The organism is Xanthomonas bonasiae, assembly GCF_017163705.1.
GTDB lineage: Bacteria > Pseudomonadota > Gammaproteobacteria > Xanthomonadales > Xanthomonadaceae > Xanthomonas_A > Xanthomonas_A bonasiae.
Window position 1 is genome coordinate 157,690 of sequence record NZ_JAFIWB010000001.1, and the last position, 21,960, is coordinate 179,649.

The 21,960-nt window shown below is 70.6% G+C and carries 17 protein-coding genes and 3 tRNA genes; 4 read left to right on the forward strand and 16 right to left on the reverse strand.

All coding sequences use genetic code 11. The annotated features are described in order from the left end of the window. Positions 1-26 precede the first annotated feature (26 nt). Complete coding sequence (locus JR064_RS00670) at positions 27-461, reverse strand: group III truncated hemoglobin (protein WP_191826458.1); 435 nt, start codon at positions 459-461, stop codon at positions 27-29. A 227-nt stretch (positions 462-688) separates the two neighbouring features. Between JR064_RS00670 and JR064_RS00675 the strand changes: the two genes are divergently transcribed. Together JR064_RS00675 and JR064_RS00680 are read left to right on the forward strand one after the other, a co-directional pair. Continuing rightward, positions 689-1,003 carry a hypothetical protein gene (locus tag JR064_RS00675; RefSeq protein ID WP_206228480.1) on the forward strand — a complete coding sequence of 105 codons (315 nt, stop codon included), beginning with the start codon at positions 689-691 and terminating at the stop codon, positions 1,001-1,003. Then, entirely contained in the window at positions 1,000-2,145 is a 1,146-nt protein-coding gene (locus JR064_RS00680) for a 4Fe-4S dicluster domain-containing protein (protein WP_338123848.1), read from the forward strand. The genes JR064_RS00675 and JR064_RS00680 overlap by 4 nt, the downstream gene beginning before the upstream one ends. A 161-nt stretch (positions 2,146-2,306) precedes the next feature. On the opposite strand, the gene JR064_RS00685 is transcribed toward JR064_RS00680, so the two are convergent. Both JR064_RS00685 and JR064_RS00690 read right to left on the reverse strand, forming a co-directional pair. Next, positions 2,307-2,380, reverse strand: a tRNA-Cys gene (locus JR064_RS00685). Positions 2,381-2,460: 80 nt separating this feature from the next. Further along, positions 2,461-2,536: transfer RNA gene (locus JR064_RS00690), tRNA-Gly, on the reverse strand. A 314-nt stretch (positions 2,537-2,850) separates the two neighbouring features. Between JR064_RS00690 and JR064_RS00695 the strand changes: the two genes are divergently transcribed. Next, positions 2,851-4,104: a hypothetical protein gene (locus JR064_RS00695; RefSeq protein WP_206228481.1), complete on the forward strand. Its 1,254-nt coding sequence runs from the start codon at positions 2,851-2,853 to the stop codon at positions 4,102-4,104. A gap of 136 nt (positions 4,105-4,240) precedes the next feature. On the opposite strand, the gene JR064_RS00700 is transcribed toward JR064_RS00695, so the two are convergent. The 8 genes from JR064_RS00700 to kdsB all read right to left on the reverse strand — a co-directional run bounded on the left by JR064_RS00700 (position 4,241) and on the right by kdsB (position 12,540). Then, complete coding sequence (locus JR064_RS00700) at positions 4,241-5,773, reverse strand: hypothetical protein (protein ID WP_206228482.1); 1,533 nt, start codon at positions 5,771-5,773, stop codon at positions 4,241-4,243. A 42-nt stretch (positions 5,774-5,815) separates the two neighbouring features. Continuing rightward, positions 5,816-6,640, reverse strand: a complete 825-nt coding sequence (locus tag JR064_RS00705) for a glycoside hydrolase family 18 protein (RefSeq protein ID WP_206228483.1) — start codon at positions 6,638-6,640, stop codon at positions 5,816-5,818. A gap of 598 nt (positions 6,641-7,238) precedes the next feature. Continuing rightward, positions 7,239-7,314 (reverse strand) — tRNA-Gly (locus JR064_RS00710). Positions 7,315-7,350: 36 nt separating this feature from the next. Then, complete coding sequence (gene pgsA, locus JR064_RS00715; RefSeq protein WP_003472804.1) at positions 7,351-7,986, reverse strand: CDP-diacylglycerol--glycerol-3-phosphate 3-phosphatidyltransferase; 636 nt, start codon at positions 7,984-7,986, stop codon at positions 7,351-7,353. 9 nt (positions 7,987-7,995) lie between these two features. After that, a complete protein-coding gene (gene uvrC / locus JR064_RS00720) occupies positions 7,996-9,855 on the reverse strand; it encodes an excinuclease ABC subunit UvrC (RefSeq protein WP_206228484.1) in 1,860 nt (619 codons plus the stop codon). Then, positions 9,852-11,273 carry a hypothetical protein gene (locus JR064_RS00725; protein ID WP_206228485.1) on the reverse strand — a complete coding sequence of 474 codons (1,422 nt, stop codon included), beginning with the start codon at positions 11,271-11,273 and terminating at the stop codon, positions 9,852-9,854. The genes uvrC and JR064_RS00725 overlap by 4 nt, the downstream gene beginning before the upstream one ends. Further along, positions 11,270-11,758: a low molecular weight protein-tyrosine-phosphatase gene (locus JR064_RS00730; protein ID WP_206228486.1), complete on the reverse strand. Its 489-nt coding sequence runs from the start codon at positions 11,756-11,758 to the stop codon at positions 11,270-11,272. Before JR064_RS00730 ends, JR064_RS00725 begins: the two co-directional genes overlap by 4 nt. Next, positions 11,755-12,540: a 3-deoxy-manno-octulosonate cytidylyltransferase gene (gene kdsB, locus JR064_RS00735; RefSeq protein ID WP_206228487.1), complete on the reverse strand. Its 786-nt coding sequence runs from the start codon at positions 12,538-12,540 to the stop codon at positions 11,755-11,757. Before kdsB ends, JR064_RS00730 begins: the two co-directional genes overlap by 4 nt. Before the next feature lie 213 nt (positions 12,541-12,753). Here kdsB and JR064_RS00740 point away from each other — a divergent pair, with 213 nt between their 5' ends. Next, positions 12,754-14,958 (forward strand): TonB-dependent siderophore receptor, encoded by a 2,205-nt coding sequence (locus tag JR064_RS00740; RefSeq protein WP_241092783.1) that lies wholly within the window; start codon positions 12,754-12,756, stop codon positions 14,956-14,958. A gap of 492 nt (positions 14,959-15,450) precedes the next feature. Here the strand turns inward: JR064_RS00740 and lpxK are convergent, their stop codons facing one another. The 5 genes from lpxK to JR064_RS00765 are packed head-to-tail and all read right to left on the reverse strand — an operon-like array spanning position 15,451 to position 21,813. After that, positions 15,451-16,485: a tetraacyldisaccharide 4'-kinase gene (gene lpxK / locus JR064_RS00745; RefSeq protein ID WP_206228488.1), complete on the reverse strand. Its 1,035-nt coding sequence runs from the start codon at positions 16,483-16,485 to the stop codon at positions 15,451-15,453. Further along, positions 16,485-18,221, reverse strand: coding sequence for a lipid A export permease/ATP-binding protein MsbA (msbA, locus tag JR064_RS00750; protein ID WP_206228716.1), 1,737 nt, complete (start codon positions 18,219-18,221; stop codon positions 16,485-16,487). The genes lpxK and msbA overlap by 1 nt, the downstream gene beginning before the upstream one ends. Positions 18,222-18,229: 8 nt before the next feature. Further along, on the reverse strand, positions 18,230-18,667 hold the full coding sequence (locus JR064_RS00755) for an ExbD/TolR family protein (protein WP_185813130.1): 438 nt from the start codon (positions 18,665-18,667) through the stop codon (positions 18,230-18,232). 4 nt (positions 18,668-18,671) lie between these two features. Further along, positions 18,672-19,349 (reverse strand): MotA/TolQ/ExbB proton channel family protein, encoded by a 678-nt coding sequence (locus tag JR064_RS00760; RefSeq protein ID WP_179564036.1) that lies wholly within the window; start codon positions 19,347-19,349, stop codon positions 18,672-18,674. Continuing rightward, complete coding sequence (locus tag JR064_RS00765) at positions 19,243-21,813, reverse strand: DNA internalization-related competence protein ComEC/Rec2 (RefSeq protein ID WP_241092784.1); 2,571 nt, start codon at positions 21,811-21,813, stop codon at positions 19,243-19,245. The genes JR064_RS00760 and JR064_RS00765 overlap by 107 nt, the downstream gene beginning before the upstream one ends. Positions 21,814-21,960 lie beyond the last annotated feature (147 nt).

A 21,960-nucleotide genomic window follows, 5' to 3' on the forward strand; every position in this document is an offset into this window, starting at 1 on the left:
TCAATCCGCCGGATCGATCCGCTGCGTCACTCGACAGGCGACAACGGCGTCGCCGGCTCGAACGGCCGCCAGCTCATCTGGTGGCGGCGCCAGAAGGTGTCGGCGATGCGCGCGGCGATGTCGTCGGCCAACAGGCGCATCGGCGCATTGTCCAGTTCGGCGGTGGTGGCGCGGAACAGGCCCAGCCAGCGCTGGAACAGGACGTCGCTGAGTTCGCGCATGGCCATGTGCTTGGGCATCGGCGCGCCACGGAAGCGGCGGGTGCCGCGCAGCATCGCCGACCAGAAATCGGTCAGCTGCAGCAGGTGCGCGTCCCAGTCCTCGATATGCGCGGCGAACACCGCGGCCAGGTCGGCGTCGGCGCGCACGCGGCGGTAGAACGCGTCCACCAGCGCGCTCACTTCCTCTTCGCTGCACAGGTCCGGCCCGGGCAACGGCAACGCGGCGATGTGGTCATGCATGTCGGTGCTCCTGCTCGATGGCGCCAGTATCCGCAGCCGCTGCGGCCCGGCCTTGATCAGGATCAATGTCGCCACGCGCCGCACTGCCTAGTCTGCATGGGCGGCATGCGCCTGCGCCGACGCCGACGGGGAGCGGCGGCGCGACCGCGTGCGGGCGGCGCCAGCCCATGCGTGGCACCACCCAGGCGCATGCCGCACCTCCCCTTCCGCGATGGAGCCCGCCCGCCATGACGCCCAGCGACGACCCCCTGCTCGATCCGCTCGATGCCGCCGCGCCGCGCCCGCTGGTGCAGCGGCTGGGCGTGATCCTGTGGCCCAGCTTCCTGGTCGCCGGCGCGATGAGCGTGCTGTTCTTCGCCCTGGTCGATCCGCTGGCGCTGCGCGACATCACCTTCCCCGGCCGCCCGCTGAGCCGCGAACTCGGCTACACGCTGGGCTTCTTCATGTTCTGGTTGGCCACGCTGAGCTCGAGCGTGCTGACCGGGTTCCTGCTGCGGCCGGCGCCGCATGCCGCTGCAGACGACGACGAGCCGCTGCCGTGAGCGAAACGCCGATACCCCGCGGCATTCCCTTGCGCATGCACGACGCCAGTGCCGCACACGGCGCCGCCGATGCCGCGGCACCGCCGCGCGGCCGCTACGCGCGCCTGCGCCGCTGCAGCCTGTGGCTGCTGTTCGCCGCGTTCTACCTGCTGCCGTGGCTGCGCTGGGACGGCCGCCAGGCGCTGCGCTTCGACCTTCCCGCGCGGCGCCTGGACCTGTTCGGCCTGACCCTGTGGCCGCACGATGTCGGCTGGCTGCTGCTAGCGCTGTTCGCCGCGGCCGCCGCATTGATGGTGACGACCACCCTGGCCGGACGCGTGTGGTGCGGCTTCGCCTGCCCGCAATCGGTCTGGAGCCATGCCTTCGCCTGGCTGGAACGGCGCTTCGCCGCGTGGCCGGCGGCCGCGCGGCATGTGGTCTGGGCGGCGCTGGCGCTGTGGACCGGGATCAGTTTCGTGGGCTACTTCGCGCCGATCGCCGACCTGGTCGCGCGGCTGCGGCCATTCGCCTGGAGCGGCTGGGAAAGCTTCTGGGTGCTGTTCTACGCCCTGGCCACCTGGGGCAATGCCGGCTTCCTGCGCAGCCAGGTGTGCCGCTACCTGTGCCCCTACGCGCGGCTGCAGCCGCTGCTGTGCGATCGCGACACGCCCCTGATCGGCTACGACGCGATGCGCGGCGAGCCGCGCGGCGCGCGCGCCTGCGGCCAGGGCAGCGTCGCCCAGCGCGGGCGGCGCCTGCTCGACGCCGGCACCGCGCGCGACTATGCGCTGCGCGCCAGCATCGCCCGGCTCGCCGGCCAGGGCGGCCACCGCGGCGACGCGCTGGCCACCTACGCCGGCACCCTGCCCAAGTTCACCGACGCGCAACTCGGCGACTGCGTGGACTGCAGCGCCTGCGTGGACGCCTGCCCCGCGCGCATCGACCTGCGCAACGGCCCGCACTACGCGTGCACTGCCTGCGGCGCCTGCGTGGACGCCTGCGACCGCAGCATGGACCGCCACGGCTTCGCCCACGGCCTGTTGCGCTGGGCCAGCGCCAACGCGATCGAGCGCCAGCCGCCACGCAGGCTGCGGCCGCGGCTGCTGACCGGCGCCGCCCTGCTGCTGGCCGCGTTGCTGGCGGCGTTGTTCGCGGCTGCCTGACCGGCACGCCGTCGGCGACGGGAACGACAGGCATTCCAGGCGCGCAGCAAAAGGGCCCGGCAAGCGCGGCGGCGATCCACCGCGGCGAGCGCCGCCAGATCGGGCAGCCACGAACGCAAACGCCCGGTAGATCGTGGATCTACCGGGCGTCGAAGTGCAGATGGAGGCCTGGGTCGGAATTGAACCGGCGTACGCGGATTTGCAGTCCGCTGCATAACCACTCTGCCACCAGGCCGGTGGACTGAATTCTAGCCGAAACCGCCAACAGCGGTGTCCGACAAAACAAAGCCCCGCTGACGGGGCTCTGTCTGAATCTGGAGCGGGAAACGAGACTCGAACTCGCGACCTCAACCTTGGCAAGGTTGCGCTCTACCAACTGAGCTATTCCCGCTTGGGAGCCAGCCATTCTACAGCCCTCCTGCGCATTGCGCCAGCCTTCCGACAAAAAAATCCGACGGTGGCGTTCGCGTGGCATGGCGCACGGCGCGACGGGCCATCCGCACCGGATCCGCGGCGCGCGGCGGCGCCTGTCCGGGCGAAGACCGCTGCCGCATCGGCGGCGCCGCCGGCGCGAGCGCGGACTGGAATCTCCACCACAGCGCCTCGCCCATCGAGGTAGACAAGTGCCTGGACGTGCATGCGTCGCTGCGCACCTGCGCCGGCCATGCCCCTAGCATCGCAGCGACATCCATACGAGGGATCGCCATGAACCGATGGACACGCTGCAGCGCCGCGGTGGTTTGCCTGGCCGCGGCCGGCGCCGCGCAGGCGCAATCCTGCCGGCTGCAGACGCAGACCCTGCGCTTGCCGCTGGTCTCGCAGAACATGCCGAAATACGCCTACCAGGTGCGGGTGCAGGTCGGCACGCCGCCGGCCTCGGCGACCTCCGCCGCTGCCGCCAGCCAGGTCCTGGAAGTGGACACCGGCTCCACCGGCGTGGTGGTGCCGCTCAGCGCGGCGATCCAGCAGGCTTGGGACGCCTCGACCAAGCTCGGCTACATCTTCTATTCCAGCAACAGCCAGTACCACCCCGGCAAATACGTGCAGGTGCCGATGCTGCTCGGCGTATCGGCCGACGGCAACAGCGCCGCGGCGCGCATCGACGCGATCGAGGTTCTGGCGGCGCAATGCACCTGCGACGTCGCCACGATTCCGAAGGGAACGCCGCCCGGATCGGCGAAGACGCTGAGCCAGGCGCCGGACAACTGCGCGGCCTACAACAACACCCTCGCCCTGAGCAGCGGCGGCACTCAGACGTTGAAGGACTGCAAAACGATCTCTCCCGACTTCGGCATGATGGGCGTGGGCTACGACCGCGGCGTCGCGGCAGCACGCAATCCGTTTCTCAACCTCGTGCAGATGCGTACCGGCAACATGAGCCCGGGCTACATCGTCAGCGCGTCGGGCATCACCCTGGGCGTCAGCGAGCAGGCGCTGCGCGGCTTCTCGCTGATTCCGCTGCAGCGCGCCGCGGCGAGTGCCGCCGGTGGCGCCGACTGGCAGGCGCCGAACGCATGCGCCGGTTTTCCGGCCAGCGGCAGCGATTACCAGGTCTGCGGCAAGCTGCTGCCGGATACCGGCATCGCTTACATGATGCTGACCCCAACCAAACAACCGCCTGCCCCGGCGAAATTGCAGCAGAAGCTGACCACACCCGCAAAGCCTGCAAGCGCAACGTCCGGCCGCGCCTCCGACGCCACTGCGGCCACCTCGCTGGTGGTACCGGAAGGAACGCAGATGACGCTCGCCATCGGTCCGGCCGGGCATCCGGTCTTCAGCTACGGCTTCAAGGTCGGGGGCACCGCACCGGCGACACCGGACAGTGTGCAGTGGCGCGGACCGCTCGACGCACCGCCCGCGCACATCAACAGTGGCCGCCACGTACTCGCTGCGACGGACTACGCCTACGATGCCGCCTGCGGACGGGCGGGCTTCCGCGAGGCTGCGACGCTGCCCTGACGCAGCGGTCGGGTACTGCGATTGCGACGGGCGTACCGGTAACGCCCGTCGCGGCTGAAGCCGCTCCTACAGGGTCACGTGCATCGACAGGCCGCATCCGCAGCGAACGCTCCGTATCTCCGCCGCCGGCGCGCGTTCAACGGCGCCGGAGCAGGAACACACCGACGCGGACGGCCGCCAGCGCCTTCTTCCATTTGCCGGGCAGCGCGACCTTGCCGAAGGATTCCCGATCGATGCTGCCGGCCAAGTGCTGCTGCAGCCGGCGGAAGCTGTCGACCTGCCGCGCGAGCGCGTCGATGTCGACCAGGTCGCCTTCGCACTCCGCAAGCAGATACTCGGGACCGGTGACCAGCGCGACCGCAGGAATCCTGCGCTCGAACAGCGGTTCCCCTTCGCCGAAATGCAGCAACGCGCCGGGCTTGACCGGGGTCGCTGCATCGGCGATTGCGCCACGCCACAGCGTGCGGGTGAGCCGGGCGAGTTCGGGTGTCGTGGCGTACAACAGTTCGGGTTCGAGCGTGCCGTCGGACGCGTAGCGCCCGGTGGCGGCATCGATGCGCAAGTGCTTTGCGCCCAGATGTTCGATGACCAGACCGGCGGCCGCGGTATAGCCGCCAGGTGTTCCGGCCCACAGGTCGCGGTGGGTCTCGAGCCAGGCGGTGGTGGCTTGGCCGTGCGCGGTGACGGCCGGCATGCGCAGGTGGCCGGCGGTGTAGACGAAGACGATGCTGCGTTCGTGCGGCGCGGCGACCGCGTCGCGCGCCAGCGCGAGCAAGCCGATGTGGCCGTTCTCTTCGACCGCGTTGCCGCCATCGCTGTGGGTGACGACCAGCACCGACTCGCTGGCCCGCGGACCGGTTCCCGGCGACACGGCCCAGAGCGTGTCCATGCGCGCGTTCGCGGTCTTGCTCGCGCTCACGGTCAGCGTGGCCACAGCGCCGCGTTCGGCGGCGGCGAGCAGCTGCGCGCGCTGGCTTTCGGCAACCCAGACGGCCGGCAGTCCCTGATAGTCGCGGGTGAAAGGCAGATACTGACCCGCAGCGGCCGCATCGGGCAGGCCGCGCCAGACCGCGATCACGCCGAGCACCCCCGCGCGCTTCGCCTTGGCCAGATCGGTGCCGGCGAGTTCGGAACTGATGATCGGGTTGGAGACCCGGTCGAACGGCAGCGGCCCGTCCCAGGCCTCGACCAACAGCGTCGTCGGCACCGCGATGTGCGGCACTTCGATCACCGCGATCTTGCCGGCGGCCGCTCGCCAGTGCTTGCGTCGCCCGCGCAGCAGGACCAGCGGCGCGGTCGTGCCGTCGCGCGGAGTTTCGCCGGAATAAGGCCACGCCGAGGCGATCGCGATGCGGCGTTCCCCCACCTGCAGCGCCAGCGCGTCCCGGTCGACCTCCCAGCGTTCGAATGTGTGCGGATCGCGCTGCACGTCGAGGCCGAGCTCGGCCAACGCGGTCGCCACATGGCCGATCAGCGCATTGTGGGCCGGCGTACCGGACGCACGCGGCCCCAGCTCGGTCAGGTAGCGAATCTGATCCGCGTAGGCGTCATGGCTGGCACTCACGTCCTCGGTCTTCTCTCTCGTCTGCGCCGCTGGAGTATATCCAGCGACGCATGACGCCCCGATCGTGCGCGCGACGATGCAAGCGGCGTGCAGCGTGCCGCGCATGCACCCAGGCCTGGCGGCGCACTGCCGCCGTGCCGAATCGCGCTAGCGCACCGGGTCCGCGGCGCCGCGCTGCGCATGGACGGTGTCGTAGATCGTCTTGGCGCCGGTGAAGGTCGGATCCACGTCCTCTTCCTGGCCATCCTGGCCATGGTCGTTGTCCAGCCTCCAGCTGAACATGCCGCGCAAGCCGTTCTGCAGCGCGTAGCTGGTCCAGGCCGCGGTGTCTTCGAGCGAGGTCTGCACGTTGCCGTTCTCGGTGGCCACCCCGCCCATCAGGATGTCGGCGCGCACCCCGGCCTGGATCCACACCTGCGCATCCTGCGGCGTGCCGGAGGACGAATAGTCCTGCAATTCGGCGGCATCCACGTACTGGTTGAACGCCGCCACCGCGCCGTCGCCGTACAGCGCGACCGGCCCACCGGCAGGCCACGGCACCGACACCGCGATGCCGAGCCCGGCCGCCTTGAAACTCGGGCTGAGCTGCGTCACCAGCTCCACCACCGAGGACATGCCGTCGCCTTCGGAATCGATGCTGATGCCGTTGAGGCCCTGCTGCTGCAGATAGGCCACGATGTTGGCGGTGGAACGGTTGGCGTTGTCGCGATTGTCCGCCACGGTCGCCACCAGCCCGGTGTCGCCGACGCCGGCATAGATCAGCGCGCCGGGCGCCTGCGTCTTGATCTGGCCGAGATTCTGCGCGGCGAATTGCGCGTTGAGGTCCAGGGTATAGCCGTTGCTGGTCTCGACGAATATGCCGAAAGCCAGGTTGTAGCGGCTGGCATAGCCGAGCGGCACCTTGCCCTGCGCAAGATTGTCGGCACCGGTGCCGTTCCAGGTGTCGTACCAGGTCGCGATCTCGAAGTTCATGGTGGCTCCTGCTGTGGCCAGACGCGTGGAGGATGGAGTGCGTGGAGGGCGTTCGGCATCCGCACATGCGATCGGCGCCGCGACCGCTTCGGTCCGACGCACACATCTCTATTCGCTCGCGCTGGAACGCTGCGGCCGCTGCAACGCCACGTGTTCCGCAGGCCGTCTGGATGCACGCGATGCGACGCCCCAGGCCGAACCTAGCGCAGGATCGCGGTGCACGCGGTCGACACTGTGCGGCTTCGGAACAGGCATCCCAATCGTCGCGCCGGCGCCGCTGGCATCAGTGGCCCACGCTCACCAGGTCCTGCAGGCAGACGCGCTCGCCGGCGCGGCCCTGCAGCAACGCCGCCAGCACGCGTCTGAACGCGGCGGCCACCAAGGTTCCGGATTCAAGCGCACTCGATGGCGGCGTACGCACGCCGCGAAACGCCGCGCCGGGCCGGCCAGGCGCGGCATCCTCGACGCGGCGCGGTGCCGATGCTGGGTGTCGCGGCGAACGCGTCGCCCCGGACGCGATCGCCCAAAACGAAAAAAGGACCCGAAGGTCCTGATTTCATCGTTTCGCCGGTATCCGCTGGATGCCTGCAAAACCGTCTGGAGCGGGAAACGAGACTCGAACTCGCGACCTCAACCTTGGCAAGGTTGCGCTCTACCAACTGAGCTATTCCCGCTTGAGGCCGCGAATTTTACCGGGAACCGGCAGGCTGTCAACCGTTGCCTTCGATTTTTTTCGCATTCTTGTCCGCGACCGCGGCGCGCTCGTCGGCGCGCAGGCTCGGCCAGGCCGCATGCAGGTACTGGATGCCGGACAGCAGGGTCAGGATCGAGGCGATGGCCAGGGTCCAGTCGCCGATGTGGAAGATGAACAGGCCCATCCACACGCTCTCCGGCGGCGAGCCGTCCGGCATCACCGAATACAGCAGGCACAGCAGCGCGACCATCTGCGCGGTGGTCTTGACCTTGCCGATCATCGCCACCCGCACCTTGGCGCGCTGGCCGATCTCGGCCATCCACTCGCGCAGCGCCGACACCGCGATTTCGCGGCCGACGATCACCGCCGCCCAGAACGCCATCCACGGCGTCGGGTGGCCCTGCACGATCAGGAACAGCGCCACCGCGACCATCAGCTTGTCGGCCACCGGGTCCAGGAACGCGCCGAACGCGGAATACTGGTGGTAGCGCCGCGCCACCCAGCCGTCCAGCCAATCGGTGAATGCGGCCAGGCCGAAGATCGCCGCCGAGGCGAAGTTCGTCCACGTGTAGGGAAGATAGAACACCAGCACCAGCACCGGAATCATCACGATCCGCAGCAGCGTCAGCCAGGTGGGGATGGTCAACTTCATTGCGCTGCTCTACTCGCCTGCCGGATCGGGCACCGGCAGCCCGTGCAGGTTAGCGTAGATTCGTGCAGCGAGCGCGTCGTTGATGCCTTCCACGCGCGCGATCTCCGCTTCGCCGGCGGCCTTGAGTCCGGCCAGTCCGCCGAAATGCTTCAACAGGCTGGCGCGGCGGCGCGGACCGATGCCGGGGATGTCCTCCAGCTTGCTGGTCATGCGCGCTTTCTGGCGCCGCCCGCGGTGGCCGGTGATCGCGAAACGGTGCGCCTCGTCACGCACCTGCTGAATGAACTGCAATGCCGGCGAGGCCGCACCGGGGCGCAGTTCGCGCCCGTCCGGCATCACCAGCGTCTCGTGGCCGGCGCGGCGCTCGGCGCCCTTGGCCACGCCGATCACCAGGATGCCGTCCACGCCCAGGTCGGCGAGCGCGGCGTTGGCCTGCGCCAGCTGGCCGGCGCCGCCGTCGATCAGCAGCACGTCGGGCAGCACCGCATCGCCCTTGCCCTCGCCTTCCGCGGCGCGGCGGAAGCGGCGCTCGATCGCCTGGCGCATCGCCGCGTAGTCGTCGCCCGGCTCGATGCCGCTGATGTTGTAGCGCCGGTACTGGCTGCGCACCGGGCCGCTGGCGTCGAACACCACGCACGAGGCCACGGTGGCCTCGCCCATGGTGTGGCTGATGTCGAAGCACTCCGCGCGCCGGACCGGCTCGGCCAGCCCCAGCATCTCGCGCAAGGCCTCGCTGCGCGCATGCTGCGCGTTGCGGCTGGTCAGTTCGGTGGCCAACGTGGCCTGCGCGTTGCGGCTGGCCAGTTCCAGGTAGCCGGCGCGCTCGCCGCGTACGTTCCAGCGCAGCTGCACCTTGCGTTCGGCGGCCGAACTCAAGGCCGCCTCGATCATCTCCGCATCGTCGATCTCGCGGTCCAGCAGCACCTCGCGCGGCGGCGGCTGTTCGGCGTAGTACTGCGACACGAACGCGCCCAGCACCTCGGCGGCGCTGTCCTCGCCATTGGTCTTGGGGAAGAACGCGCGGGTGCCGAGATTGCGGCCGTCGCGGAACGCCAGCAGCAGCACGCAGGCGTTGGCGCCCTGCATCGCGCAGGCGAGCACGTCCAGGTCGGCGGCGCGGCCGTCCACGTACTGCCGGCTCTGCATGCTGCGCAGCGAGCCGAGCAGGTCGCGCAGGCGCGCGGCGCGCTCGAATTCCAGTTGCTCGCTGGCGGCCTGCATCGCCTGCACCAGTTCCTCGCCGAGCTGGTCGCTGCGGCCGTCCAGGAACATCGTCGCGCGGCGCACCGATTCGGCGTACTCGTCGGCCGGCACCAGCGCCACGCACGGCGCGCTGCAGCGGCCGATCTGGTACTGCAGGCATGGCCGCGAGCGGTTGCGGAACACGCTGTCCTCGCAGCTGCGCAGCTTGAACAGCTTGTGCATCAGGTTCAGCGTCTCGCGCACCGCGGTGACGCCGGGATACGGGCCGAAGTAACGTCCGGGTAGCGCGCGCGGGCCGCGGTGCAGCGCGATCCGCGGCCATTCCTCGCGGGTCAGCAGCACGTAGGGATAGCTCTTGTCGTCGCGCAACGACACGTTGTAGCGCGGCGCCAGCGACTTGATCAGCTGGTTTTCCAGCAGCAGCGCCTCGCCTTCGCTGCGGGTCACGGTGACGTCCATGCGCGCGACCTGGGCCAGCATCGCCATGGTCCGCGCGTTCTTCGGCGAGGCGCTGAAATAGCTGGACACGCGCTTGCGCAGCGCGCCGGCCTTGCCGACGTAGAGCAAGGTGTCGTCGGCCGCGTACATGCGGTAGACGCCGGGCGCGGTACTGAGGTTGGCGGCGAAGGCCTTGCCGTCGAACGTGGGCAGTGCGGATGCGGTCATTCGCTGATCGGCACGTCGCTCAGTTCGCCGCTGGCGATGTCGTAGCGCAACACGGCGTGGGCGTCGGTCTCGGCGATCCACACCGTGCCGGCGCTCACCGCCAGCCCGGCCGGGCCGTGCAGGCGCCGCGGCAGGGCCGCGGTCGACAGCTCGCCGCCACCCAGGCGCAGGCTGCGCAGGCTGCCGTTGCCGCTGTCGGCGATCCACAGCAGCGGCGATTCCGGACTCAGCGCGATCGCCTGCGGGAACTGCAGCCGCGCGCGGCTGCGCGGGCCGTCCTCGTTGCCGAAATCCCACGGCCCCTGGCCGCCGAGCAGGGTCTGCACCAGGTCGCCGCGCAGCTGCAGCGAACGCACCGCCGAGCCCAGCGCATCGCACACGTACAGCGCCTGCTGGACCGCGGCCAGGCTGCACGGCTGCGCGAACGCGGCCAGGTGGCCGCTGCCGTCGCGCAGTTCCAGCGCGCCGGCGCCGGCACGCCAGCGCAGGGTGCGGTTGCCGAGTTCGTAGCTCCAGATGCGGTTGTCGCCGGCCATCGCGATGTGCACCTGGTTGTCGGCCACCACCACGTCCTGCGGGTGGTTCAGCGGCGCCTGCTGCGCGTGCTGCACCGGCCCTTCGACCGGTTCGCCGGCGCGGCCGTTGCCGCACAGGGTATCGACGTGGCCGCTGAGCAGATTGATCCGGCGCAACGCGTGGTTGCCGGTATCGGCGACGTACAGCACGCCGCGTTCCAGCGCCAGTCCGCGCGGCCGGTGGAACGCCGCCTCGCCGATGCCGCCGTCGATGAAATCGGCGGTGCCCAGCCCGAACTGGCGCAGCACGCGGCCGCCGGTGGTGCATTCGAGAATGCGGTGGTGGCCGCTGTCGGCGATGTACAGGCGATCCTCGGCGACCGCCAGGCCGACCGGGAAACGCAGCGGCAGGCGCGGCTCGGGCTGGGTCTCGCGCGCATCGCGCAGCTCCTCGTCCAGCGGCAGCGACTGCCCGGCGCACAGCGCGTTGAGCGCCTTTTCCAGATCGGCGCCGCCGATCCCGACCAGGCGCTCGCGCTCGTAACCGCCGGCGTCGAGCAGCACCAGGGTCGGCCAGGCCTGCACGTCGAAACGCTGCCAGGCGGCCCAGTCGGCGTCGAGCAGGATCGGCGCCGACACGCCCTGGCTGCGCAGCAGCTTCAACGCCCGCTGCGGTTCGCGCTCGCTGTCGAAGCGCGGCACCTGCACCACGATCAGCTGCAGGCGCCCTGGATTGCGCGCCTGCCACTGGCTGAGTTCGGCCAGGCGCTGCGCGCACCACACCGAGGCGGCGTTGACGAAGGCCAGCACCAGCGCGCGGCCCTGCTGCTCGCGCAGCGTGGTCGGCGCGGCATTGAGCCAGGTGCCGGGCTGCGGCAGTTCCAGGGCGGCGATCGAGTTCATCGGCCGATTATGCCGGAGCCGCCGTCGGCGGACAGTCGCGCCACGCTGCGCGCCGCCGCTTCGTCCACCAGGCGCCAGACGTCCTCGAAGTGGTCGCTGCCGCCGGTGTACGGGTCGGGGATCTCGCTGCGACCGTCCATCCCGGCCCACGGCAGCCACAGCGCCACCCGTTCCAACGCGGCGGCCGGCGCGCGCTGGCGCACGTCGCGCAGGTTGGCCGCGTCGGCGCACAGGATCCAGTCGAAGGCGGCGAAGTCGGCCGCCCGCAGCTGCCGCGCGCGCAGCCCGGCGATGTCCACGCCATGGCCGCGGGCGCAGGCGACCGCGCGCCGGTCCGGCGGCTCGCCGCTGTGCCAGTCGCCGGTCCCGGCCGAATCCACCTGCACCTGGCCGGCCAGCGGCGAGCGCTCGAGATGGTGGCGCAGCGCGCCTTCGGCCATCGGCGAGCGGCAGATATTGCCAAGGCACACCAGCAGCAGCTTCATGCCAGTGCCTGCAGGTGCGCCTCGGCGCGGGCCAGGTCCTCGGGCGTGTCCACCCCGGACGGGAACGGCTCAGGCGACAGCGCCACCGCGATGCGGAAGCCGGCCTCCAGCACCCGCAGTTGCTCCAGCGCCTCCACTTGCTCCAGCCCGCCCGGCGGCATCGCCGCGAAACGGCGCAGGAACCCGGCGCGGTAGGCATAGATGCCGATGTGGCGCAGCCACGGACCCGGCGGCAACCGTTCGCGCGAGGCGGCGAACGCGTCGCGGTGCCACGGGATCGGCGCGCGGCTGAAATACAGCGCATCGCCGTGCGCATTGCGCACCAGCTTGACCACGTTCGGATCGAACAGGCTCTCGGCGGATTCGACCGGCGTGCCCAGGGTCGCCATCTCCGCGCCGCTGTCGGCCAGCGCCTGCGCCACCGCGACGATGCCGGCGGCAGGCGCGAACGGTTCGTCGCCCTGCAGGTTGACCACCAGGGTGGCGTCGTCCCAGCCGGCGATGTCGGCGCATTCGGCCAGGCGGTCGGTGCCGGAGGCATGCGCCGCGGACGTCAGCGCGACGTGCACCCCTTCCAGATCGGCCACCGCCGCGGCGATGCGCGGGTCGTCCGCGGCCACCCAGACCTGCTGCGCGCCGGCGCCAAGCGCACGCCGCGCCACATGCCGCACCAGCGGCTCGCCGCCGAGCGCGCGCAGCGGCTTGCCGGGCAGGCGCGAGGCGGCATAGCGCGCCGGAATGGCGACGACGAAGGACGGCGGCGCCGCGTGCGGTGCGCTCATGGGGCGCTCGCGCCGGAGGCGATAGCTGAACGCTGGAATTCACCAAACCGAAACATGCGTTGCTCTTTCCCTGTCGTTTATTGAGAATAGTTCGTATTCGCCAGAACGGCGACGACCTGCGGCTACCAGATGGCGTCCACTGCACGCCGTTTCCAGTCCGCTGCCGGCCGCGTGACATTTCGCCCTCCCCCACCATTCTATAGATCCCGCCCGATGAACCTTCCTGCCCGTTCCGCCTGGTCTGCCGCCGCGCCGGCCCGCCTCCCCGTCCGCCGCCAGGCCCTGTGCCTGGCGCTTGCCGCCCTGCTCGCGCCGCTGGCCGCCAGCGCGGCCGATACGGAAGCGGCCACGGCCGATGCGGCCACGGCCGGCGACACGGCACCGAAGCTGCTGGACAAGCTGCAGGTGGTGGCGCAGCGCAGCGACGGCTATACCCCGCCGGCCAGCGCCACCGGCACCGGCCTGGTGTTGAGTCCGCTGCAGACGCCGCAGTCGGTGAGCACGATCAGCCGCGAGCAGATGGACGATTTCGGCCTGGACAGCGCCAATGCGGTGCTGGCGCTGGCCACCGGCGTCAACGTCGAGAAGATCGAGACCGACCGCACCTACTACACCGCGCGCGGCTTCGACATCCTCAATTTCCAGGTCGACGGGCTGGGCCTGCCGTTCACCAACGGCGGCGCCGAGGGCGACCTGGACACCGCGATGTACGAGCGCGTGGAGGTGCTGCGCGGCGCCAACGGCCTGCTGTCCTCGACCGGCAACCCGTCGGCGACGGTCAACTTCGTGCGCAAGCGCCCGACCGAGGAACTGCAGGGCAGCGTCGGCGTCACCGCCGGCAGCTGGGACACGCGGCGCGTGGACGCCGACCTGTCCGGCAAGCTCGACCGCAGCGGCCGCGTGCGCGGGCGCATCGTCGCCGCCGGCCAGGACGGCGACAGCTATCTGGACCGCTACTCGCTGAAGAAGCGCAGCGTCTACGGCATCGTCGAGGCCGATCTCAGCGACAGTACCTTGCTCAGCGTCGGCGCCAGTTACCAGAAGAACGAGCCGCACGGCGGCATGTGGGGCGCCTTGCCGCTGTACTACAGCGACGGCAGCGCCACCCACTACGCGCGCTCGACCAGCACCTCGGCCGACTGGTCGTACTGGAACAGCACTGACAAGCGCGCGTTCGTGGAACTGCAGCAGGCGCTGGGCGGCGGCTGGCAGCTCAAGGCCGCACTGAACTACCGCAAGCTGGAGTCGGACGGCAACCTGTTCTATGTCTACGGCACGCCCGACCGCGACACCGGGCTGGGGCTGTACTCCTATCCCTCGCGCTACGTCAGCCACGAGACCCAGAAGTACGCCGACCTCTACGCCAGCGGTCCGTTCGCCCTGGGCGGACGCGAACACGAACTGGTGGTGGGCGTGAAATGGGCCGGCATCGACGTCTCGCAGATCTCGACCTATCCCGATTCCAGCGACAGCAGCGCCTGGTTCGCGCTGCCCAGCCTGGAGGACTGGACCGGCGCCATCGCGCTGCCGGCGTTCACCACCGCGCCGACCGGCGCCGAATTCGACATGATCCGCCGCAGCGCCTACGCCACCGCGCGCTGGAACCTGAGCGACGCGCTGAAGCTGATCACCGGCGTCAACCACACGCAGATCGAGAGCCGCGGCCAGAACTACGGCGTGCAGCACGTCTACGACGACAGCAAGACCACCCCCTTCGTCGGTGCGGTGTACAACTTCGATCCGAACTACGCGCTGTACGCGAGCTATGCGGAGATCTTCAATCCGCAGACCGAACTGGACCGCAACCTGCAGGTGCTGGATCCGATCACCGGCAGCAATGCCGAACTGGGCATCAAGGGCCAGTGGCTGCAGCAGCGGGTCAACGCCTCGTTCGCGCTGTTCCGCGCCAAGCAGGACAACACCGCCGAAACCGACCTCTACATCGGCAACGTGCAGACCTACAAGGCGGTGGACGCGACCTCCACCGGCTACGAGTTCGACCTCGCCGGCCGGCTCGGCGACCACTGGCAGCTCAACGCCGGCTACACCCAGCTGAGCCTCAAGGACGACGCGGGCCGCAACGTGCGCACCTACGTGCCGCGCCGTACCTTCAAGCTCGCCACCACCTACACGGTTCCGCAATGGGAAGCGCTGAAGCTGGGCGCGACGCTGACCTGGCAGGGCGACATCTACCGCGACCAGCAGGCGCTGGACACCAGCGGCAACGAGATCTTCACCCGCCAGGACAGCTATGCGCTGCTCGGGTTGATGGCGCACTACGACTTCACCCCGCAGTTCAGCGCCACGCTCAACGTCTACAACGTCACCGACCGCAAGTACATCAACAGCCTGTACTGGGCGCAGGGCTATTACGGCGCACCGCGCAATACCTCGCTGTCGCTGAACTACAAGTTCTGAGCGGGCGTGAGCGGCGGACATCGCGATGCGGCGATGTCCGCCTTGCCGAACGGCGCTGGCGAGCGCTGCAAGCCGCTCCTCGGCACGCGACCAAGCGCTGGCGCTTCAGCGGCGGAGGCGTGTTCGAGGTCGGCGGCCATCAAGTCGGCCACGGCCTGGAAACGAACAGCAGGCCTGCCTACAGGCGGAACATGCGGCAGCAGTTGCGCACGGCCGCCACGTCAGCGGCCTGCGCGTGGCAGCGATCGCGAATATGACAAGGAACTAGCTGCGCGCACACCTGCGGACAGTCCGTTACTGCGCGCGATCGGGACAGCACTTGCGTCGCATCGCGACACAGCGAGCTGTGGCCCCTATCGAGGTGTGCTCGCGACCGAACCAGCCGCACCCCCGACAGCCGAGGCCGTCGGGCTGGCCGCATGCAACAGGGTCTCGGCGCCCTGCACCGCCACTCTCGTCTCCGCTGACTGCGCCTGAGCGCAGCCAGCGCCGCTATTCGATGGCGTCGCCGCTGCGCCCGCGCAGCTTGTCCAGCCGGTCGAGCAGGCCGATCCAGAACGCGGCCGGCAACTCCGCCACCAACGGCACGCTGAAGCACCAGTCGTTGACCAGCGCCGCGCACTTGACCGCGTCCTTCTCGGTCATCAGCACCGGTAATTCGCTGCCGAACGACAGGTCGGCGGCGCGGTAGCGGTGATGGTCGGGAAACGCGTGCGGCACCACGCCGATGCCATGCGCGCGCAGCATGTCGAAGAAGCGCTGCGGATGGGCGATGCCGGCGACGGCGTGCACGCGCTGCCCGGCGAAGCTGCGCAAGGCGCGCGCGCGGCCGCCCTGCAGCGGTTGCGCGCTGTCGATGCGCAGGCGCATCGCCCATTCGCCGAAACCGGCCTGGACTTCGCCGACATCGCTGGCCTGGCCCAGGTTGATGACCCGGAAATCGCATTCGCGGCCGCGCGCCACCGGCTCGCGCAGCGGCCCGGCCGGCAACAGGCGGCCGTTGCCGTAGCGGCGGTGGCCGTCGACCACTTCGATCTCGATGTCGCGCTGCAGCCGGTAGTGCTGCAGGCCGTCGTCGCAGACCACGATGTCGCAGCCGGCCTGCAGCAACGCGCGCGCCGCGGCGACGCGGTCGCGGTCCACCCGCACCGGCGCGCCGGTCTTGTGCGCGATCAGCACCGGCTCGTCGCCGCCCAGTTCCGGCGTGGTCCCCGGTTCGATCCAGCGCGCGACCTGGTCCTGGCTGCGGCCGTAGCCGCGGGTGGCCACGCCCGGCGTCCAGCCGGCGTCCCGCAGCTTGCGCACCAGGGCGATGGTCAGCGGGGTCTTGCCGGTGCCGCCGGCGGTGAGGTTACCGACCACGACCACCGGCACCGCGATGCTGTAGCGCTTGCGCCAGCCGCGCCGGTACAGCGCGCGGCGCAGGCCGATCGCCGCCGCGTACAGCGGAGTCAGCAACTGCGCGTACAGCGGCGGGGTGCCCTGGCCATACCAGTAGCCAGGCGTGTGTGGCCCGCGACCGCTCATCAGGGCTGCCTTTCGCGGAACTGCATGCTGTGCAGGTGAGCGTACAGGCCGCCCTGGGCGAGCAGCGCGTGGTGGGTGCCGCGCTCGACGATGCGGCCGTGGTCCATCACCAGCACCTGGTCGGCATGCTCGATGGTGGACAGGCGGTGCGCGATGACCAGCGTGGTGCGCTCGGGCATCAGCCGGTGCAGCGCGTCCTGCACCAGGCGCTCGGATTCGTTGTCCAGCGCGGCGGTGGCTTCGTCCAGGATCAGGATCGGCGCGTCGCGCAGGATCGCGCGGGCGATCGCCAGGCGCTGGCGCTGACCGCCGGACAGCAGCGCGCCGTTCTCGCCGACCGGGGTGCGCAGCTGCAGCGGCAGCCGCTCGATGAACTCCCAGGCATTGGCGGCCTCGGCCGCGGCGCGGATCTGCGCGTCGCTGGCCTGCGTGCCGTAGGCGATGTTGGCGGCGATGGTGTCGTCGAACAGCATCACCCGCTGCCCGACCAGGGCGATCTGCCGGCGCAGGTCGTGCAGGCGGTAGTCGTGCAGCGGCACCCCGTCCAGGGTGATGCTGCCGCCGCTGGGCTCGTAGAAGCGCGGCACCAGCCGCACCAGGCTGGTCTTGCCGCTGCCGGAGCGGCCGACGATGGCGGTGACCGTGCCCGGCCTGGCGGTGAAGCTGATGTCGTCCAGCGCCAGTCCGCTGTCCTGGCGGTAGCGCAGCATCACCTTGTCGAACGCCAGTTCGCCGCGCACGCGCTGCACCGACACGCTGCCGCTGTCGCGTTCCTCCGGCGTGTCCAGGATCGAGAACAGACGTTCGGCCGCGGCCACGCCGCGCGAGATCGAGGTCTGCACGCTGGTCAGCCGGCGCAGCGACGGGATGATCGCCATCATCGAGGTCATCAGCGCGATGAACTGGCCCGGGTTCAGACGCCCGGCCAGCGCCTCGCGGGTGGAGACCCAGACGATCGCCGCCAGCGCCACCGCGGCCAGGAACTGGACCATGCTCGAGGCCAGCGCGCGGGTGGTCTCGACCTTCATGTTCAGGCCCAGCATGCGGTTGGCCAGCACCGCGTAACGCGAGATCTCCAGCGACTGGGTGCCATGCAACTTCACTTCCTGCTGCGCGCTCAGCGATTGCTCGGCACTCTGCGCCATCGAGCCCATGCCGTCCTGGATGCCGCGGCTGATCTTGCGGTAGCGCTTGCCGACGTAGGAGACGATGACCCCGATCAACGGCGCCACCACCAGCAGCGCCAGGGTGACCTTGACGCTCATCTGCAGCATCACCACCAGCATGTAGAAGATGGTCAGGGTGTCGGCGACGATGGTCTTCAACGCGTCGGCGGCGGCCTGGGTGACCTGCTCGGTATCGAAGTTCAGCCGGCTGACCATCACCGGCGTGGCCTCCACGTCGAAGTGCGAGGACGGCAGGTGCAGGTACTTGGCCAGCACCTGCTCGCGCAGGTCGCGTACCACGCTGCGCCCGGTGCGCGCCATACAGTAGTCGCCGACGAAGGTGGCGAAGCTGCGCATCACGAACAGGCCCAGGATCGCCAGCGGCAGCAGCACCGCCATGCGCGGCTCCGGATTGACGAAGCCGCGATTGACCAACGGGTCCATCAGCCGGGTGAAGAAGTAGCCGGCGGTGGCTTCCACCACCATCGCCACCAGCGCGGCGGCCAGCATCACCCAATAGGCGCGGGTATATCCGAGCAGCCGACGGTAGATCGGCCAGACCGGTGCCATTTTGCCGCTCACCGCTTGACTTCCGGCGCGTTGACTTCCGGCGCGGTGGCGATGGCGATGCGGCGGAAGCCGAGCTGGCCCAGCGCGTCCTGCGCGGTGACCACGGCCTGGTAGGGAGTGCGCGCATCGGCGCGCAGCAGCACCGGCTGCTCGCGGTCGTCGCCGGCGACCTGGGCGATGCTGCGCTTGACCGACTCCACGTCGGTGCGCAGCACTTCCTGGTCGTTGATGAAATAGTGCCCGTCGGCGTTGACCAGCACGCTCAGCGCACGCGGCGGCGCCGGGTTGTGCTGGTCGCTGGCGTTGGGCAGTTGCAGCTGCAGCGTGGAACGGGCGTCGAAGGTGGTGGTCACTACGAAGAAGATGATCAGGACAAGGATGACGTCGATCAGGGGCACCAGGTCGATATGCGGCTCGTCCTGGCCGCGGTCGTCGCGGATCCGCACCGGCTCAGCCCTTGGCCGGCGCAGCGGCGCCGCCGCGCGCAGCCGGACGCGGCGCGGCCGGCGTCGCCGCACCCGCACGGCCGTGGCCGTCGAGGACGTCGCTCAGGGCGGTGGCTTCGCGCTCCATCTCGATGATGTAGCCGGCGATGCGGCTCTTGAAATAGCGGTGGAAGACCAGCGCCGGCACCGCGATGATCATGCCGGTGGCGGTGCACACCAGCGCCTTGCCGATCCCGCCGGCGAGCTGGTTCACGTCGCCGACGCCGTGGTCGAGGATGCCCAGGAACATCTGGATCATGCCGACCACGGTGCCGAGCAGGCCGAGCAGCGGCCCGGCCGAGGCCACCGTGCCCAACGCGTTCAGGAACCGCTCCATGCGATGCACGACGTGGCGGCCGGTGTCCTCGATGCGTTCGCGGACGATCTCGCGCGGCCGGCTGCGCACGTCCAGCCCGGCGGCGAGCAGCTCGCCCAGCGGCGAATTGCGCCGCAGCGACTCGATGTGGGTCGGGTCGAGTTTGCCGCGCGTGGCCCAGTTGCGCACTTCCTGGCCCAGCCCCGGCGGCAGCACTTCGCTACGGCGCAGGCTCCAGAACCGCTCCAGGACGATCGCCAGCGCGACCACGCCCAACAGCAGCAACGGCACCATCGGCCAGCCACCGGCCTTGACCAGTTCCCACACGTTGCAACCCTCCGGCACGTTCGGCCGTTCGTTCACTGGCCGATAGGATAGCAGCCGCCCGCGCCCGCTCCGCGGCATCCCACAGCCGCGCCCGCCACGGCCGCCGTTCGCGCAGCTGCAGGCCGGCGTGTCCCAGCCACACGCGCAGCGCGCCGCCGTGCGGGGTGGTGGCGACCTCGGCGCCGGACGCCTGCCAGCGCGCCACCACCGCCGCCCGCGGATGGCCGAAGCGGTTGCCCTCGCCGGCCGAGATCAGCACCAGCCGCGCGCCGGTGGCGGCGACGAAGGCCGCCTGCGAGGAATGCGCACTGCCGTGATGCGGCGCCAGCACCACGTCGGCGCGCAGGTCCTGCGGCGCCTGGCGCAGCAGCCGGCGCTCGATCACATCGCCGATATCGCCGGTCAGCAGCATCGCGCCATGCACGGTTTCCACCCGCAGCACGCAGCTGGACTCGTTGTCGAGATAGGGAAAGCCGGGCGCCGGATGCAGGAAGCGGAAACGCACGCCATCCCACTCCCAGGCGGTGCCGGCCAGGCACGGCCGGTCGACCCGTACCGGCGCGCCGGCCGGCGCCTCGGCCAGGCCGACCGGCAGCGCCGCGCGCACCGCCTCGAAGCCGCCGGCGTGGTCGTTGTCGCCATGGCTGATCACGGCCCGGTCCAGGCGCGCCACGCCGAGCGCGTGCAGCGTCGGCACCACCGCGCGCTCGCCGGCATCGTAGCCGTCCTTGATCGCCGGGCCGGCGTCGTACAGCACCTGATGCCGTACGGTACGCACCAGCACCGACAGGCCCTGGCCGACGTCGATCATCACCAGTTCCACTTCGCCCGCCGCCGGCCGCTCCAGCGGCGGCCAGAACAGCGGCAGCCACAGCAGCGCCGCCAGCGGCTTGCCCGGCACCGCGCGCGGCAACAGCAGCCAGAACGCGCCGAACAGCGCCAGCGGCAGCGCCCAGTCGCGCGCCTCCGGCAGCCACCACAGCGCGAAGCGGCTTTCGCCCAGCGCGGTGAACAGCGGCCAGCTCAGATCGAAGCACGCCGCCGCCGCGCGCCATGCCCACACCCCGGCGCCGGCGTGCACCGCCTCCAACGCGCTGCCGAGCAGCGCCAGCGGCACCACCACCAGGCTCCACCACGGGATCGCCAGCAGGTTGGCGAGCGGCCCGGCCGCCGAGGCCTGGCCGAACAGCATCGTGCTCAACGGCAGCAGGCCCAGCGTGGCCACGCCCTGCGCCGACAGGAATTCGCGCAGTTTGTCGCGCCAGCCGCTGCCCGCGACCGGCATGCACCAGGCCAGCCAGGCCACGCCGAGGAAGCTCAGCCAGAAGCCGGCGGACAGCACCGCCAGCGGGTCGAACGCGAGCATGACGATCGCCGCCAGCGCCAGCGCATCGACCACGCGTACCGGGCGCCGCCACAGCCGCGCCGCCACGACCACCGCGATCATCAACGCGGTGCGCACGGTGGGCAGCGCCATCCCCGACAGCACGGTGTAGCCGCCGGCACCGAGCACCGCCAGCAGCGCGGCGGCCTGGCGGCGCGGCCAATGCCGCCCCAGCCGCGGCCATAGGCGCCACAGGCCGCCGCCGAACAGCGCGAACGCGCCGGCGACCAGGCCGACATGGAAGCCGGAGATGGCGATCAGGTGGGTCAGGCCGGCGGCACGCAGGATGCGCCAGTCGCGATCGTCCAGCATGCGCGTGTCGCCGAGCGCCAGTGCCTGCACATAGCGCGCCGACGCATTCGGCACCGCTGCCGCGATCCGCGCCGCCAGGCGCTCGCGCCAGGCATCGATGCCGTGCCCCGGCGCCAGTTCGACAGCCGCGTGCGGCGCGGTCACATAGCCGCTGGCGCTGCTCCGCTGCGCCAGCGCATACGCCTCGGCATCGAAACCGCCGGGATTGCTGAGCCCGCGCGGCGCGCGCAGGCGCACGCTCAGACGCCAGCGGGCGCCGGCATGCAGCGCCGTGCGCGGCCCAGGCGCGTGCGCACCGAAGTCGTCGTACCAGGCCAGTTGCAACAAACGCCCGCGCAACGGCGCCGGCTGCGCGGGATCGGCGTCCACCCGGAACATGAACCGCGTGCGCCGCACCTCGGCCTGCGGCAGCTCCACCACCTGCCCCTGCAGCGTCGCCACGCGCTTCTCCCAGTCGGCGGGCAGTTGCCGCGCCAGCACCATGCCGGCGATCAGCCCCAACCAGCCGCAGCCCACGGCGAAGGCGCCCAGCCATCGCCAGCGCGGCATGCCGACGCAGACCGCGATGCCGCCGAGCAGCAGCGCCAGCGACAACGGCCACGGCGCCAACCGCGGCAGCCACAAGGCGCCCAGCACGCCGGCGGCGAGGCTGGCGGCGACGGCAATGCCGAACGGGGCGACCGCAATGCCGTGCCACGGCGCAGACGTCGGCGCGGACGCCGGCGCCACGCGCTCATGGCCACTCGCGGATATGCGGCATTGCTGCATACGATCGCCACTCCTTGGCGGGGCACTAACGTGCGGATGGAAATGCGACGGCCCGGTTCGCGACCGGTGGCGACCAGCACGACGGAAACCGCATCGCCAGCGTCGCGCGCCGATCGACCGACCGCTATCGGCCAAGTCCAGGGCAGT